Raw genomic sequence first — 14,827 nt, forward strand, 5'->3', positions numbered from 1 at the left:
TCGTCCGGGACCGGCTTCCCGGAGAACGTCTCGTCAGAGAACGGCCGCCCGCTCGTCAGAGAACGGCGGCGGCCGCCTTGGCCGCGGACGGAAGGGCCTCGGCCACGCGGCCGAGCGCCTCGTCGTCGTGAGAGGCCGACAGGAACCACGCCTCGTAGGCCGACGGCGGCAGATAGACACCGTGGTCGAGCATCGCGTGGAAGAAGGCGGTGAACGCCGCCGTGTTCTGCCCCTTGGCCTCGTCGAAGTTCGTCACCTCGGCCTCGGTGAAGAAGATCGAGAACAGGCTCCCCGCCCGCTGCAGCCGGTGCGGCACCCCGGCCTTCGCCAGCGCCTCGGAGGCCAGCTCGCCGACCTTGAGCGCCGCGTCGTCCACCCGTGCGTACGCCTCCGCGTCCAGCGCGCGCAGCGTGGCCAGGCCCGCGGCGCAGGCCAGCGGGTTGCCCGACAGCGTGCCCGCCTGGTAGACGGGGCCCTCGGGCGCGAGATGGGCCATGACGTCCGCCCGGCCGCCGAACGCCGCCGCGGGCAGGCCGCCGCCCATGACCTTGCCGAACGTCATCAGGTCGGCGTCGACCGGGTGCAGGCCGTACCAGCCGGCGGACGAGACGCGGAAGCCCGTCAGCACCTCGTCGACGATGAGCAGCGCCCCGTTGGCCGTGCACAGCTCGCGCAGCCGCGCGTTGAACCCCTCGCGCGGCGGGACGACCCCCATGTTGGCCGGGCACGCCTCGGTGATCACGCACGCCACGTCGGAGGCCGCGAACGCCTCCTCGACGGCCGCGATGTCGTTGTACGGCAGCACGATCGTGTCCGCCGCCGACGCCCCCGTCACCCCGGGCGTGTCGGGCAGCCCGAACGTCACGACCCCGGAGCCGGCCGAGGCCAGCAGCGCGTCCACGTGCCCGTGGTAGCAGCCGGCGAACTTGATCACCTTGGACCGCCCGGTGAACCCCCTGGCCAGGCGCACCGCGCTCATCGTCGCCTCGGTGCCGGAGCTGACCAGGCGCACCTTCTCGACCGGCGCCACCCTGGCCACGATCTCCTCGGCCAGCTCGACCTCGCCCTGCGTGGCGGTGCCGTAGGAGAAGCCGCCGGCGACCGCGCGCTCGACGGCCTCGACGACCGCGGGGTGGCGGTGGCCCAGGATCATCGGGCCCCAGGAGCAGACCAGGTCGACGTAGCGGTTGCCGTCGACGTCGGTGATGTAGGGGCCCTGCCCGGCGGCCATGAAGCGCGGCGTGCCGCCCACCGCGCCGAACGCGCGCACCGGGGAGTTGACGCCTCCCGGCACGATCTCCTTGGCGCGGGCGAACAGGTCCTCAGATTTCTGTGTACGGCTCACCAGATCAGAGTAGTCATTCGCCACGGCGGTGCCGTGCCCGGCCGGGCGGCGAGGCGGTGCCCGGCCAGGCCACGGAGCCGGTCCGCCGGCCAGGCCACGGAGCCGGTCCGCCGGCCAGGCCACGGAGCCGGTCCGCCGGCCAGGCCACGGAGCCGGTCAGGCCGCGGGGCCGGTCAGTCAGCCGGCCAGGCCGCGGGGCCGGTCAGTCGGCCAGCCACTCCAGGATGCGCAGCGGGTCGGGCAGGGGCCGGCCGTCGGGCGGGCGCAACCAGGTGACGGGCTGCCCGCTGGGCAGGGTCGAGGGCGGCGCGAGGACGTAGCTGTCGCGGCAGTGCCAGCGCAGCCCCGGCGTGTCGTCGATGGTGGCCGGGTCGCAGTCGAGGTGGCACGACCACCACTCGTCCTCGTCCTCCGGGTTGCCCCTGGTGGCCACGTAAAACAGGACCCGGTCGCCGTTGGCGGCGACCGGGCCCGGGTGGGCGTCGGCGGCGTCGATCCGGGTCAGGGCCGACAGGCCGACGGGGAGCGGCACGTCGAAGACGTCGAACACGCGGCCCGTCGGCAGGATCACGTTGGCCTCGGGCTCGGCCTGCCACCAGCGCGTGAGCAGGGCCGGGTCGGTCGTGGCCTGCATGTTCCAGGCGGGCGAGAGCGGATGGGCGCCGGGGTCGGGACAGCCGACCCGGTCGCAGGAACAGGCGCGCGGCCCGTGCCGCAGCGGATAGGCGCCCGGCACGACGGGCCAGCCCATGGCGGCGTATTCGAGCACGGTCGAGATGCGTGTGGGCCGCGACCGCTTTTTGGTACGCCGAGCCAGTGGTACCCCCACCATTGGTGTCTCCCGTCGAGTAACAGCGCCTGAGGAGGCCCCGACACCGGGCGGTGCGGCGGACCGCGTCGAGCGGTCCACCACAGGCAGGCGAGCGGCGCCTGCGACAGGCCGCGTCGAGCGGCTCACCGCGGGCAGACGAACAGCGCCTACGCGCACGCGGGACACACCAGCACTTGTCATGCAACTCTAACCCACGGGTCCCATGAGTTGACGGGAAACCCCTTGGTTAGAGCGTGCGCGCCACTTCCGTGGCCCAGTACGTCAGGATCAGGTCGGCCCCCGCCCGCTTGATCGCGACCAGCGACTCCATGATCATCCGCTCGCGGTCCACCCAGCCGTTGGCCGCGGCGGCCTCGATCATCGCGTACTCGCCGCTGACCTGGTAGGCGGCCACCGGCACGTCCACCTCGGCGCGGACGCGGGAGATGATGTCGAGGTAGGCCAGCGCGGGCTTGACCATGACCGCGTCGGCGCCCTCCGCCAGGTCGAGCCGGACCTCGCGCAGCGCCTCCTCCAGCGGGCCCGCGGGGTCCTGCTGGTGGGTGCTGCGGTCGCCGAACTGCGGGGCGCACTCGGCGGCGTCGCGGAACGGCCCGTAGAAGGCGGAGGCGTATTTGACGGAGTAGGCCAGGATCGGCACGTCGCCGTGGCCGGCGCCGTCGAGGGCGGCGCGGATCGCCGCCACCTGGCCGTCCATCATCCCGCTGGGCGCCACCATCTGCGACCCGGCCTCGGCCTGGGCCACCGCGATCGAGGCGTAGCGCTCCAGCGTGGCGTCGTTGTCCACGTCGCCCGAGGGGGTGAGCAGGCCGCAGTGCCCGTTGTCGGTGAACTCGTCGAGGCAGGTGTCGGCCATCACCACCATGGAGTCGCCGACCTCGGCGACCACGTCGCGCAGCGCCACCTGAAGGACCCCGTCGGGGTCGTCGGCGGCCGAGCCGCGGGCGTCCTTCACCTCGGGGATGCCGAACAGGATGACGCCGCCCACGCCGGCCTCGGCGGCCTCGTGGGCCGCCTTGCGCAGCGAGTCGCGGGTGTGCTGCACGACGCCCGGCATCGAGGCCACCGGCTGCGGCTCGCTGATGCCTTCCTTGGCGAACATCGGCAGGATCAGGTCGGCCGGGTGCAGCCGGGTGCCCGCCACCATCCGGCGCAGCGCCGGGTTGCGGCGCAGCCGCCTGGGACGGGCGACGGGGTATTGCGCGCTCATTTGGCTCTCCTCCTGGCGCCCCGGCGGTTCTGGGAGGGCCTGCGCGGGGTGTCACCCGCGGCCAGGGCCGCCTGGCGCTGCTTGGCTCCGAACTCGGCCACCGCGGCGGCCAGGGCGGAGGCTGACGGCTTGTCGGCCATGACGTCGACCCGGAGCCCGAACTCCTCGGCCGTCTTGGCCGTCTGCGGCCCGATGACCGCGATCACGGTGACGTTGTGCGGCTTGCCGGCGATGCCCACGAGGTTGCGCACGGTGGACGAGGACGTGAAGAGCACGGCGTCGAAGCCGCCGCCCTTGATCGCCTCGCGGATGGGCGCGGGCGGCGGGGCGGCCCGCACGGTGCGGTAGGCGGTGACGTCGTCGCACTCCCAGCCCAGCTCGGTCAGCCCGGCCACGAGCGTGTCGGTGGAGATGTCGGCCCGCGGCAGCAGCACCCGGTTGATCGGGTCGAGCATGGAGTCGTAGGGCGGCCACTCGGCCACCAGCCCCTCCGACGACTGCTCGCCGGAGGGCAGCAGGTCGGGCTTGACGCCGAACTCGACCAGGGCCCGCGCGGTCGCGTCGCCCACGGCGGCCACCTTGAGCCCGGCGAAGGCGCGGGCGTCGAGGCCGTATTCCTCGAACTTCTCGCGCACCGCCTTGACCGCGTTGGAGCTGGTGAAGGCCACCCACTCGTAGCGGCCCGTGACCAGGCCCTTGATCGCGCGGTCCATCTGCTGCGGGGTGCGGGGCGGCTCGACCGAGATGGTCGGCACCTCCTCCGGCACCGCGCCGTAGGCGATGAGCTGCTCGGACAGGCTGCGCGACTGCTCCTTCGTACGCGGCACCAGCACCCGCCACCCGAACAGCGGCTTGGTCTCGAACCACGACAGCTTGTCGCGCTGCCCGACGGCCTCGCCGACCACGATCAGCGCGGGCTCGGTGAACCCGGCGTGCTTGAGGTCGGCCTGGAGCCGGCCGAGCGAGGACACGACGGTGTACTGCTCGGTGGTGGTGCCGCCGCTGCTGACCGCGACGGGCATGGTGTCGGGCATGCCGCCGGCGATCAGCGCCTTGCCGATGGCCACGGCGTCGGCCAGGCCGTTGTAGACGACCAGCGTGCCACGGCAGGCGGCGTGGGCGGCCCAGTCCTGCTCCTGGGCGGCGTCGACGATCCTGAACTCGGGCACCGCCGTCGCCGGCGGGATGCCCGCGTAGGTGAGCACGGCGGTCGCGGGCGGCACGCCGGGCACGATCTCGAAGTCCACCTCCGCCGCGGCACAGGCCGCGGCCTCCTCGGTGATCGAGGAGAACAGCATCGGGTCGCCCTCGCACAGGCGCACCACGAGCTGTCCCCGCGCGGCGCGCCGGACGAGCTCGGCGGCCTCGGCGACCTCGACGCCCGTGCGGCAGTGGCCGAGCAGCGGGGATTGCGTCTCCGCGTCGAGCACCACCGCGTCGGCCTTGGCGAGCAGCTCTGCGGCGCGCAGCGTGAGCAGGTTGGGGTCGCCGGGACCCGCGCCCACGAACGCGACGAAACCGGAGGTTGGACTATCGGAGCTCAACGGGAATGCTCCCCCATCAATCTGTCGGCCCCTTCGGCGATCATCTCGGCCGCGAGGAGGCGGCCCAGGTTAGCTGCCTCCGAAGGAGAGCCGGCGGCGGACTTGCGGACCGCTTCGCGGCCGTCGATGGAGACGACCACAGCGGTCAGGTTCAGAGTGTGCCCGTCATCGACCGCGAACGCACCCACCGGAGCGGCGCAGCCTGCTTCGAGGGCGGACAGCACGGCGCGCTCGGCGATCACCGCGGAGCGGGTGGCGGGGTCGTCGACGACGCCCAGGAACTCGATCAGGTCGGGGCGGTCGGCGCGGCACTCCACGGCCAGCGCGCCCTGGCCGGGCGCGGGCAGCAGCTCCTCGACCTCGAAGATCTGCGCGATCTCGGCGCTGCGGCCGAGCCGGGTCAGGCCGGCCGCGGCCAGCACGACCGCGTCGAGCTCGCCGGACGTGACCTTGCCGATGCGCGTGTCGGCGTTGCCGCGGATGGCGACGTATTCCAGGTCGGGGCGGAGCGCGCTGAGCATGGCCACCCGCCGCGGCGAGCCTGTGCCGACGCGGGCGCCCGGCGGCAGGTCGGCGAACTTGTGCGGGCCGACCAGCGCGTCGCGGTGGTCGTGGCGGGCGGGCAGCGCGGCCAGCGTGAAGCGCGGGTCCTGCTTGGTCGGCAGGTCCTTCAGCGAGTGCACGGCGAAGTCGATCTCGTCCTCGACGAGCTTGTCGCGCAGCGCGCTGACGAACACGCCGGTGCCGCCGAGCTGCGCCAGGTGCGCCTTGGTCACGTCGCCGAACGTCGTGACGCCGACGAGCTCGATCGCGCGCCCGGTGCGCTCGACGTAGGCGTCGGCCACCATCTGGGACTGCGTGGTCGCCAGGAGGCTGCGGCGGGTCCCCAGGCGCAGGGCGCCGGACCGGGACGTCACAGCTCCACCTCCCTCACGGCCTCGGGCATCTTCGGATCCAGGTTGAACAACTCCCGCAGGGCTTCGGCATAATGATCGCCCCCTGGGCAGGTGGCGAGCTGCTTGACACGCACAGTGGGCTCATGGAGCAGTTTGTCGACCACGCGCTGGACGGTCATCGCGACCTCGTCACGCGCCCGCTCGTCGAGGTCGGGCACCCGCATGAGCAGGCGGCCCAGCTCCGACTCGACCACGCCGGCCGCCTTGCTGCGCAGCGCCACCACGGTCGGGGTGACCTTGGCGGCCCGCTCGGCGTCGAGGTAGGCGCGCAGCTCCTCGGAGACCAGGGCCCGCACCGACTGTACGGCGTCGCCCTCGCGCGAGCCGATGCCCGACTCCTGGATCGTCTCCAGGTCGACCAGCGTGACGCCGGGCACGGTGCGCACGGCGGGGTCGATGTCGTGCGGCAGCGCCAGGTCCAGCAGGAACGCGGGCCCGCTCAGCATGCCGGGCGTGATGACGTGGCGGCCCGCGCCGGTGCAGGTGATGACGATGTCGGCGCCGGCCAGCTCGTCGGCCACGGCGGAGAACTCGACCGCCCTGCCGCCGACGGACGCGGCCAGCCGGGCGCCCCGTTCGTACGTGCGGTTGGCCACCACGATGTCGGTGACCCCGGCGCGCGCCAGCGTGGCGGCGGCCAGGGAGCTCATGGAGCCCGCGCCGACCACCAGGGCGCGCCGCCCGGCCAGCTCACCGGCGAGGGCCAGCCCCGCGGTGACGAGGGAGGCGCCGTGCTGGTCGATGCCGGTGTCGGTGTGGGCCCGCTTGCCGACCCGCAGCGCCTGCTGCACCAGCTCGTTGAGGGTGGCGCCGACGGTGCCCTGCCGCTGCGCCAGCTTGAGCGCCTGCCGGACCTGGCCGAGGATCTGGCCCTCGCCGACCACCATGGAGTCGAGCCCGCACACCACGGAGAACAGGTGCTCGACGGCGCGCTCCTCGTAGTGCACGTAGAAGTGCGGCGTCAGCTCGTCGACGGGCACGCCGGAGTGGCGCCCCAGGAGCTCGCTGATGGCCGTGACGGCCGCGTGGAAGCGGTCGACGGTGACGTAGACCTCGACCCTGTTGCAGGTCGAGACCACCATGGCCTCGGCGACGCACGGGTCGTCCTGCACGTCGTGCAGGAGCTTGACCAGTGCGTCACCGGTCACCGACACGCGCTCCAGCAGGGACACCGGCGCGGTCCGGTGACTGAGTCCGATAGCCAGAACACTCATTGACTGTCCACCGCCATGAGTGGCCCCCCAGCCTTGCGTTGCTCGTGGAACGCGAGAATCTGCAGTTCGATTGATAGGTCGACTTTCCGGACATCGACGCTGTCGGGCACGGAAAGCACGACCGGGGCGAAGTTCAGGATGCTGGTGACGCCCACGGCGATCACGCGATCGCACACTTCCTGCGCCGCTTCCGCCGGTGTCGCCAGAACCACGATCGAAACCCCTCGCCGTTTGATCACGGCTTCCAGCTCGTCGATGTGCTCAACATTCAACCCCGCTATGGTGTCGCCCACCACTTCGGGGTCGGCGTCCACGAGCGCCGCGACCCGGAAGCCCCTGGAGACGAAACCTCCGTAGTTGGCCAGCGCGCGGCCGAGGTTACCGACCCCCACGATCGCGACCGCCCAGTCTTGCGTGAGGCCGAGTTCGCGGGAGATCTGGTAGACGAGGTACTCGACGTCATAGCCTACGCCTCTGGTGCCGTAGGAGCCGAGATGTGACAGGTCCTTGCGCAATTTAGCCGAATTCACCCCGGCGGCGACGGCGAGATCTTCCGAGCTGACGGTCGCGACGCCCCGCTCCGCCATGCCGTGCAGCGCCCGGAGGTACAACGGGAGCCTGGCGACCGTCGCCTCGGGGATGCCGCGGTCACGGGGCTGGGACGGGCTCATCACGTGCCGGTGCTCCAGGGGACGGGCGGCTTGGGGACCGCGTGAACGGAATCGAACCGTCTTTCAGGTTAATCCCTTTGTGAACCGATGCACAAAGTCGGCAGGGGTACGGTTGCGTCATGCATCGCATCACGTTGCTCGGCAAGCCCGGCTGTCACCTCTGTGACGACGCCCGCGCGGTCATCGCCAAAGTCGCGGGAGAGCTGGGCGTGCCGTGGGAGGAGGTCAGCATCGACTCCTCCGACGAGCTCAAGGAGAAATACTGGGAGATGATTCCCGTCACGCTGATCGACGGGGTGCAGCACGACTTCTGGCGCGTCGACGAGACCCGCCTGCGCGCGGCGCTGACGGGGTAGCCCTCCGGCCCGCCGGCCCGCCGGGGGACGTACGGGCTCGCCGCGCCGCGGACCTGCCGAGGCCCGGCACATCGCGGCGCGCCGGTGATCGGGCGGGGGTCAGTACATCGCGGTGGGCAGCGGCACCACCTTCGCGGCGCTGACGCTCAGCTCGATGACGTTGGTGGCCAGCACCATCGGCTGCCGGTCGTTGACGAACCTCTCCATGTGCGGCTGGCGCTGGTGGTCGCGGTAGGCGACCTCGTCGCGGTAGAGCTCGTAGACGATGCGCTGCAGCGGCGCCGACTTCACCGCGTGGCAGGCGTAGACGAGCGTGTCGGGCTCGCCCCTGCGCACGGCCTCGACCGTCGCCTCGGCCAGCCGGTCGAACGCCTCCCCCGCGCCGTCCACGATCGTGAAGACGGTGAGCAGGCCGTAGATGCTGGGCGAGGGCCTGCCGGAGCCCGGCTGCTGCTGCGGCGCGGGCGAGAACAGGTCGCCGCCGGGAAAGGCCGCGCCGGCGCCCGCCAGAGCCGGGTCGCCGCGCGGCGGGGCCTGCGGCGGGGCGGGAGGGGCGCCGTTCATGATGTAGCCGGTCGAGGGGCCCGAGTCGAGCGGCGGGGCCATCCGGGCGGCGTAGTCGACCTCCCGGTCGGCCCGGTTGTCGCCCGCGCGGTATTCCGCCACCAGGTCGCCCAGCCCCGGCGACCGGCGCGGCGGCGCGGACGGCAGGTCGGCCGCCGGCACCGGCTCCGGCATGCCCCTGCGCCCGCCCCTGGCCGCCTCGTCACGGAACATCGGGCGGTCCTCCGCCGCCATCGGGCGCTCGTCCAGGGCCAGGGGCCGCTCCTCGCGGAGCTGGGCGCGCTCCTCGCGGCGCTGAGATCGCTCCTCCCGGCGCGGCGGGCCCTCGTCGCCGTCAGGACCGAAGTCGTCCTCGTCGTCGTCCTCGTACGGCGCCAGCGGCCGCAGCACGGTGTACCACACCGCCGCCGCGGCCACGGCGAGCAGCGCCGTGGTGAACAACGACGGCACCGCGAACCTCATCGCGCCCAGGAGGGCCAGCCCTGAGGGGACGATGACCACGGTCGCGTGCAGGTTGTCGGTGTCGTATTCGTCGCCGCTGCGCCACTTGAGCCCGGCCACCACCAGCATCGCCACCATGACGAGCACGTCGACCACGTGCACGGCGGTCAGCAGGTAGCCGGGGAAGAGGTTCCAGTGCGTGGCGCCGCTCGGCAGGGTCTTGCCCATCTCGTCGGTCTTGAGCGGGTCCCACACCATGATGACCACGGAGACGAAGGTCAGCGCGCTGCCGAGCAGCCACGCCAGAAACCTGGGCGGCACCTTCTCCGACAGGAGTTGCACCAGCCCCACCGCCAGCCAGAGCGGCGCCACCAGCGACCCGGTCACCTGGTAGACCCGGAAGGTGAAGCCGCCGAAGCCCAGGAGCGAGCCGAAGCCGATCACGCCGAGCGCGACGCAGAGCCCCGCGGCTGCAACGGTCCAGGCGACCAACCACCCCTCGGGCTCTTCGCGCAGTCGTTGGATCAGGGCACCGGCCGCGACGGCGGCCAGGAGCGCACCGGCGAGAGCTATGACAGCAACGAGGATCTCCATGGTGACTCCAATGCTGCCGGACGATGCCTCCCAGCCGGTAGCCGAAGAGGGAACGGGTCGGTCCACCACGGTATCCGCCGATTACGGCTAGTCATGCATGCATGCCGTGGATTGTGGATTTTCCGGTTGATTTCTAGAGTGTTCGAGCACGCCGCACCCCTTACCCCTAGGGATACCGGATGCCTGACTCGTCGCCGTTCGCCGGGCTGCTCGCTCCAGCGGTCGCTGGACCTGCCCGGACGGGCGAGCTCGCCGTGCGCGAAGACGTGCGTGACGACGTGCGTGACGACGTGCGCGACGACGTGCGCGACGACGTGCGCGACGACGTGCGCGACGACGTGCGCGAAGATGTCCCCGAGGACCTCCGCACCCTGGTGACGCACGCCAAGAACGGATGCACGCAGTCGTTTGGCACGCTCTACGACCGCTACGTGGACCTGGTCTACCGCTACATCTACTTCCGGGTGGGCTCCCACCCGCTGGCGGAGGACCTCACCAGCGAGACCTTCCTGCGCGCGCTGCGCAGGATCGGCGACTTCACCTGGCAGGGCCGCGACTTCGGCGCCTGGCTCGTCACCATCGCCAGGAACCTGGTGACCGACCACTTCAAGTCAGGGCGTTACCGGCTGGAGATCCCGACCGGAGAGGTGATCGACGTTCCGCTCGACGGCCCGCACATCCCCGAGAACGCGGTGGTCAATGCCATCATCAACGATCGGGTGCTGCGTGCCGTACGAGATCTCAATCCCGAACAACAGGAATGCGTCGTCCTGCGCTTCCTGCACGGCCTCTCGCTCGCGGAAACCGCGTTGATCATGGGGAAGAAGAGTGGAGCGATCAAAGCGCTGCAGTTCCGTGCCGTACGGGCGCTGGCCAGGGCTCTCAAGCACGACCTGGCGTAACCTCCACCATCCGCCCCTCGTTAAGCAGGTGTCATGGCCGCGTCGGTCAGGGAGCTGGCATGAGTAGGGCGCGCAGGCGGCGCGAACGCGTGCTCGCGCAGCTCGCCGAGTTGCGCGAGCTGCCGCTGGGCGGTGTTCCCGAGCCGGCGTTCAAGGAGCGGCTGCGCGCCGAGCTGCTGGCGGGCGCGCACGCCCGCGAGCCCCTGCCCGCCGAGCGCCTCACCCCGGCACCGCTCGATCCCGAGCCGGCCGCCGCGGAGCCCGAGCCCGCCATGTCCGGTGGGGCCGGTGGGGCCGGTGGGTCAGGCAGGGCGGGCGGGCGGCGGCGGGCGCGGCGGCGGCCGCTGCTGTCCCAGCTCGCCGCCGTCGGGCTGGCGGCGGCGCTGACGGTCTCCTCCTTCGCGACCTACCGCGCGGTGCCGGGGGACTCGCTCTACCCGCTCAAGCGCGCCGCCGAGAGCACGCTCGTCCGCCTCAGCTCCGACGAGGCCGAACGCGGCCGACGCGAGCTCGACTCGGCCAAGACCCGCGCCAGGGAGATCGCCAGCCTGCTCGGCTCCTCCGCCGACGGGCCGCTGGTCAAGAAGACGCTCAAGGACATGGAGGAGTCGACCCGGTCCGGCATCAGCCGCCTCGAACGGGCCGAGCCGCGCTCGCCGCGGATCAAGAAGTTCGCCAAGGACCAGGAGGAAGCCGTCAAGCCCATGCTCCAGGAGCTCGACGACGACCAGTTGGCCCAGGCCGAGGGCTACCTCGACTACATCGAGGGTCTGGTCGCCCCTGAGTAGGAAAGTAAGCTGAAGCGCATGTGGCGGCTTATGCGACGACGACAGGAAGTGCAGTTCGAGGCCGCCGGCGAGGTAGCGGCACAGGCGGCGGTCACAGTCGCGCCGGAGCCGGTCGAGCCGGACCCCGAGGCGGCGGCCTTCTTCGACGTGGACAACACGATGATGCGCGGGGCGTCGATCTACCACTTCGCCAGGGGGCTGGCCACCCGCGGGCTGTTCACCACGTCCGACCTGTTCAAGTTCGCCGTGGGGCAGGCGGTGTTCCGGCTGCGCGGCAACGAGAACCCCGAGCACATCGCGGTGGCCAGGGAGACGGCGCTGGCGTTCGTGGCCGGGGCCAAGGTCGACGACGTCGTCCGCCTCGGCGAGGAGATCTACGACGAGGTCATGGCCGACCGCATCTGGGGCGGCACCCGGGCCCTGGCCCAGAGCCACCTCGACGCCGGGCAGCGGGTCTGGCTGGTCACCGCCACGCCGATCGAGCTGGCCAGGGTGATCGCGCAGCGGCTCGGCCTGACGGGCGCGCTCGGCACGGTCGCCGAGACCAGCAACGGCGTCTACACCGGCCGGCTGGTCGGCGACCTGCTCCACGGGCCCGCCAAGGCCGAGGCGGTGCGCGCGCTGGCCCGCAGGGAGGGGCTCGACCTGACCCGGTGCACCGCCTACAGCGACTCGGCCAACGACCTGCCGATGTTGTCGCTGGTGGGGCAGGCGGTGGCGATCAACCCCGACAGCGAGCTGCGCGAGCACGCCAGGAAGCTCGACTGGCCGGTCAAGGACTTCCGCAGGGGCCGCAAGGCCACGATGACGGCCCTGCCCATCGCGGCCGGCGTGGGGGCCGTGGCGGGGGGCGTCGCCGCGGGCATCGCCCTGCGCCGCCTCTACCGCGGCCGCCCCTGACCACCGCCCCCTACCGGGGGGCCGTCACTTCAGGGAGTCGAAGAGGCGGTCCGCCGCCGGCTGCTTCCAGCGCAGGCGGTTCCCGGTCTCCGGGGCCGGCTCCCAGGGCACCGACACGTAGCTCATCGTGGTGCCGCCGAGCTGCCTGCTCAGCTCGTACATCTCCTCCAGGCTCAGATCCGTCCGCACCCAGCGGCGCACCTCGGCGAGGAACGCCCTGAGCTGGGCGGGCTGACCGACGATCCGCCGGGCCTTGGTCAGCATCGCCTTCACGACCACCGCCTGCCGCTTCATCCGCGCGGTGTCGGAGCCGTCGCCGTAGTGGCGCAGCCGTACGTAGCCGAGGGCCCGCTCGCCGTCGAGCGTGTGCCGGCCGGCGGGCAGGCGCAGCTTCGACGCCCGGTCGTCCACCGGCCTGGGCACCTCGACCGTCACGCCGCCGAGCGCGTCCACCATGCCCTTGAACCCGGTGAAGTCCACCTCGACCGTGTGGTGCAGGCGCAGCCCCGTCAGCTTCTCCAGCGTCGCCCTGAGGCACGCGGCCCCGCCCGAGTTGTAGGCCGAATTGATCATGCTGGTCCTGGCCGGGTCGGACCCGCAGCGCGGGATCTTCACCATGGAGTCGCGCGGGACCCCCACCGCGGTGGCCTTCCCCCGGTCCGCGGGCAGGTTGATGATCATGATGGTGTCGGAGCGCTGGCCGTGATCCTGGCTGTGCGGGCCGTACTTGGCGTTGCCGTCGCCCTTGCGGGTGTCCGAGCCGATCACCAGCACGTTCCTGGCGCCGCTCACGTCCACCGGCGCGGCCGGGGCCGGCGGCGTGCTCACGCTCCGGTCGCCGACGAGCACCGTGGGCACCGCGACGGCGACGCTCGTGGCCACGGCCACGAGACCGGCCGCCCACCACGGCGACCACCTGCGCCGGGGCCGGGCGCGCAGGATCCGCTCCCGCTGGCGCACAAGCGTGGGCGGTGGCTGGTGCTCCAGCTCGGCTCCGAGGTCCCGGAGCAGCTTCAGGTCGTCCATCGTCACTCCTCCTCCATGTCGCCGAGCGCGGCGCGTACCTTCCGCCTGCCCCTGTTGAGGCGGGAGCGCACGGTTCCGACCGGGATGCCGAGCGCCTGCGCGGTCTCCTCGTACGTCAGGTCGCCCCAGGCGATCAGCAACAGCACGTCGCGGTCCTTGGCGGACAGCGTGGCCAGGGCGCCCGCCAGCTCGGCGCGCAGGGCCTGCGCGCTCACCCCTGCGGCGACGCGGTCGGCCGGCGACTCCACGTCGGCGTCCACGGGGGCGCGCAGCAGGGCGCGGTACCGGGCGGCCTCGCTGCGGTGGTGCCGGGAGACGAGCTTGGTGAGAATGCCGAAGAGCCACGGCCTGGCGTCCTGGTAGGCCAGGTCGTAGCTCTTCCTGCGGGAGAACGCGACCAGGAACGTCTCACCGACGAGGTCCTCGGCGGGCTCGGGGCCGAGGCGTCTGGAGACGTACCTGTAGAGCATCGCGGAGTAACGGTCGAAGAGCTCGGCGAAGGCCTCTGGTTCCGTCCATGAGGCCCGTACGAGATCCGCGTCCGCACCCCTGACGGCGGGTTGCGTGATCATCTCCGCCCTTCTGTGGGAGATCGGTCACCGATGTCTCGCCACAACCCGCCCTGAGGGTTCAGATTTCTTTCAGCTGGCCCCCGTCGATCACGAACTCGGCGCCCGTGGTGCTGCCGGAGCGGGGGGAGACGAGGAGGGCGACGGCGTCGGCGACCTCCTGCGGGCGCACGAGCCGTCCGGTGGCCAGCCCCATCATGGCAGGGCCGACCTCATTGATCACGCTGTCCTTGTCGGAGCCGACCATGCCGGCGAAGACCTCGGCCGCGCCGCCCTCCTTGGTCCACCAGTCCGTCAGCACCGGTCCGGGCGAGACGGTGTTGACCCTGATGCCCTGGGGGGCGTACTCGGCGGACAACGACTTGCTCATGGCCAGCACGGCCGCCTTGGCGGCGCTGTAGTCGACGTTCACCGCGCCGGCCTGCCGGCCCATGGTGGAGGACACGTTGACGATCGAGCCGCCGCCCCGCTCCAGCATGTGGGGCACGGCGGCGCGGATCATGCGTACGGCCGCGAACAGGTTGAGCTCGAACATCGCCGCCCAGTCCGCGTCGCCGGGCGTCAGGAACCCGGCGCGGGGCAGCGTCGCCCCGGGCGGCGGCCCGCCGGCGTTGTTGACCAGGATGTCCACCCCGCCGAACTCCGCCACGGCGCGCGCCACGACCTCGGCCGGGGCGGCGGGGTCCATCAGGTCGGCCGCCACGTGCGCGACCTGGCCGGGCAGCTCGTCCGTACGGCTCCGCGAGGCCGCGACGACGTGGGCGCCCTCCTCGGCCAGGGTGCGGGCAATGGCCAGGCCCATGCCCTTGGTGCCGCCGGTGACCACGGCGACCCGGCCGGAAAGCTGCAGATCCATGGGGGTGTTCCCTTCGGTGTTCGGTTGATCCGTCCGTCGAACACCGAGGGGGCGGGGGC

General features: G+C 72.1%; 15 protein-coding genes. 4 read left to right on the forward strand and 11 right to left on the reverse strand.

Going from position 1 to position 14,827, the window contains the following annotated elements:
* Positions 1–55: 55 nt before the first annotated feature.
* The 7 genes from hemL to IO39_RS29300 form a co-directional block, all read right to left on the reverse strand.
* Positions 56–1,345, reverse strand: coding sequence for a glutamate-1-semialdehyde 2,1-aminomutase (gene hemL / locus IO39_RS29270; RefSeq protein WP_043629703.1), 1,290 nt, complete (start codon positions 1,343–1,345; stop codon positions 56–58).
* Positions 1,346–1,547: 202 nt separating this feature from the next.
* On the reverse strand, positions 1,548–2,177 hold the full coding sequence (locus IO39_RS29275) for a bifunctional DNA primase/polymerase (protein ID WP_043629707.1): 630 nt from the start codon (positions 2,175–2,177) through the stop codon (positions 1,548–1,550).
* A 226-nt stretch (positions 2,178–2,403) separates the two neighbouring features.
* On the reverse strand, positions 2,404–3,387 hold the full coding sequence (gene hemB, locus IO39_RS29280; protein ID WP_043629710.1) for a porphobilinogen synthase: 984 nt from the start codon (positions 3,385–3,387) through the stop codon (positions 2,404–2,406).
* The gene (locus IO39_RS29285) at positions 3,384–4,931 is read right to left on the reverse strand and encodes a bifunctional uroporphyrinogen-III C-methyltransferase/uroporphyrinogen-III synthase (protein ID WP_043629713.1); all 1,548 of its coding nucleotides are present in this window, start codon (positions 4,929–4,931) and stop codon (positions 3,384–3,386) included. The genes hemB and IO39_RS29285 overlap by 4 nt, the downstream gene beginning before the upstream one ends.
* Positions 4,928–5,848: a hydroxymethylbilane synthase gene (gene hemC / locus IO39_RS29290; protein WP_043629716.1), complete on the reverse strand. Its 921-nt coding sequence runs from the start codon at positions 5,846–5,848 to the stop codon at positions 4,928–4,930. The genes IO39_RS29285 and hemC overlap by 4 nt, the downstream gene beginning before the upstream one ends.
* Complete coding sequence (locus tag IO39_RS29295) at positions 5,845–7,101, reverse strand: glutamyl-tRNA reductase (RefSeq protein WP_043629719.1); 1,257 nt, start codon at positions 7,099–7,101, stop codon at positions 5,845–5,847. The genes hemC and IO39_RS29295 overlap by 4 nt, the downstream gene beginning before the upstream one ends.
* On the reverse strand, positions 7,098–7,772 hold the full coding sequence (locus tag IO39_RS29300; protein WP_043629930.1) for a redox-sensing transcriptional repressor Rex: 675 nt from the start codon (positions 7,770–7,772) through the stop codon (positions 7,098–7,100). Before IO39_RS29300 ends, IO39_RS29295 begins: the two co-directional genes overlap by 4 nt.
* Positions 7,773–7,891: 119 nt before the next feature.
* Here IO39_RS29300 and IO39_RS29305 point away from each other — a divergent pair, with 119 nt between their 5' ends.
* Positions 7,892–8,128 carry a glutaredoxin family protein gene (locus tag IO39_RS29305; protein ID WP_043629723.1) on the forward strand — a complete coding sequence of 79 codons (237 nt, stop codon included), beginning with the start codon at positions 7,892–7,894 and terminating at the stop codon, positions 8,126–8,128.
* A gap of 99 nt (positions 8,129–8,227) precedes the next feature.
* Here the strand turns inward: IO39_RS29305 and IO39_RS29310 are convergent, their stop codons facing one another.
* The gene (locus tag IO39_RS29310; protein ID WP_157549030.1) at positions 8,228–9,727 is read right to left on the reverse strand and encodes a putative quinol monooxygenase; all 1,500 of its coding nucleotides are present in this window, start codon (positions 9,725–9,727) and stop codon (positions 8,228–8,230) included.
* A gap of 179 nt (positions 9,728–9,906) precedes the next feature.
* On the opposite strand from IO39_RS29310, the gene IO39_RS29315 reads away from it, so the two are divergent.
* Genes IO39_RS29315 through IO39_RS29330 form a run of 3 tightly spaced genes read left to right on the forward strand, consistent with a single transcriptional unit; the run spans position 9,907 to position 12,317 of the window.
* A complete protein-coding gene (locus IO39_RS29315; protein WP_043629729.1) occupies positions 9,907–10,629 on the forward strand; it encodes a sigma-70 family RNA polymerase sigma factor in 723 nt (240 codons plus the stop codon).
* Between the two features lie 59 nt (positions 10,630–10,688).
* On the forward strand, positions 10,689–11,417 hold the full coding sequence (locus tag IO39_RS51105; RefSeq protein WP_157549032.1) for a DUF5667 domain-containing protein: 729 nt from the start codon (positions 10,689–10,691) through the stop codon (positions 11,415–11,417).
* Between the two features lie 30 nt (positions 11,418–11,447).
* Complete coding sequence (locus IO39_RS29330; RefSeq protein ID WP_043629732.1) at positions 11,448–12,317, forward strand: HAD family hydrolase; 870 nt, start codon at positions 11,448–11,450, stop codon at positions 12,315–12,317.
* Between the two features lie 24 nt (positions 12,318–12,341).
* Here the strand turns inward: IO39_RS29330 and IO39_RS29335 are convergent, their stop codons facing one another.
* The 3 genes from IO39_RS29335 to IO39_RS29345 are packed head-to-tail and all read right to left on the reverse strand — an operon-like array spanning position 12,342 to position 14,768.
* Positions 12,342–13,343: an LCP family protein gene (locus IO39_RS29335; RefSeq protein ID WP_052423527.1), complete on the reverse strand. Its 1,002-nt coding sequence runs from the start codon at positions 13,341–13,343 to the stop codon at positions 12,342–12,344.
* 2 nt (positions 13,344–13,345) lie between these two features.
* On the reverse strand, positions 13,346–13,915 hold the full coding sequence (locus IO39_RS29340) for an RNA polymerase sigma factor (RefSeq protein WP_043629735.1): 570 nt from the start codon (positions 13,913–13,915) through the stop codon (positions 13,346–13,348).
* 58 nt (positions 13,916–13,973) lie between these two features.
* The gene (locus IO39_RS29345; RefSeq protein ID WP_043629737.1) at positions 13,974–14,768 is read right to left on the reverse strand and encodes an SDR family NAD(P)-dependent oxidoreductase; all 795 of its coding nucleotides are present in this window, start codon (positions 14,766–14,768) and stop codon (positions 13,974–13,976) included.
* Between the last annotated feature and the right edge of the window lie 59 nt (positions 14,769–14,827).

This window comes from Nonomuraea candida (genome assembly GCF_000725485.1).
GTDB classification, from domain to species: domain Bacteria; phylum Actinomycetota; class Actinomycetes; order Streptosporangiales; family Streptosporangiaceae; genus Nonomuraea; species Nonomuraea candida.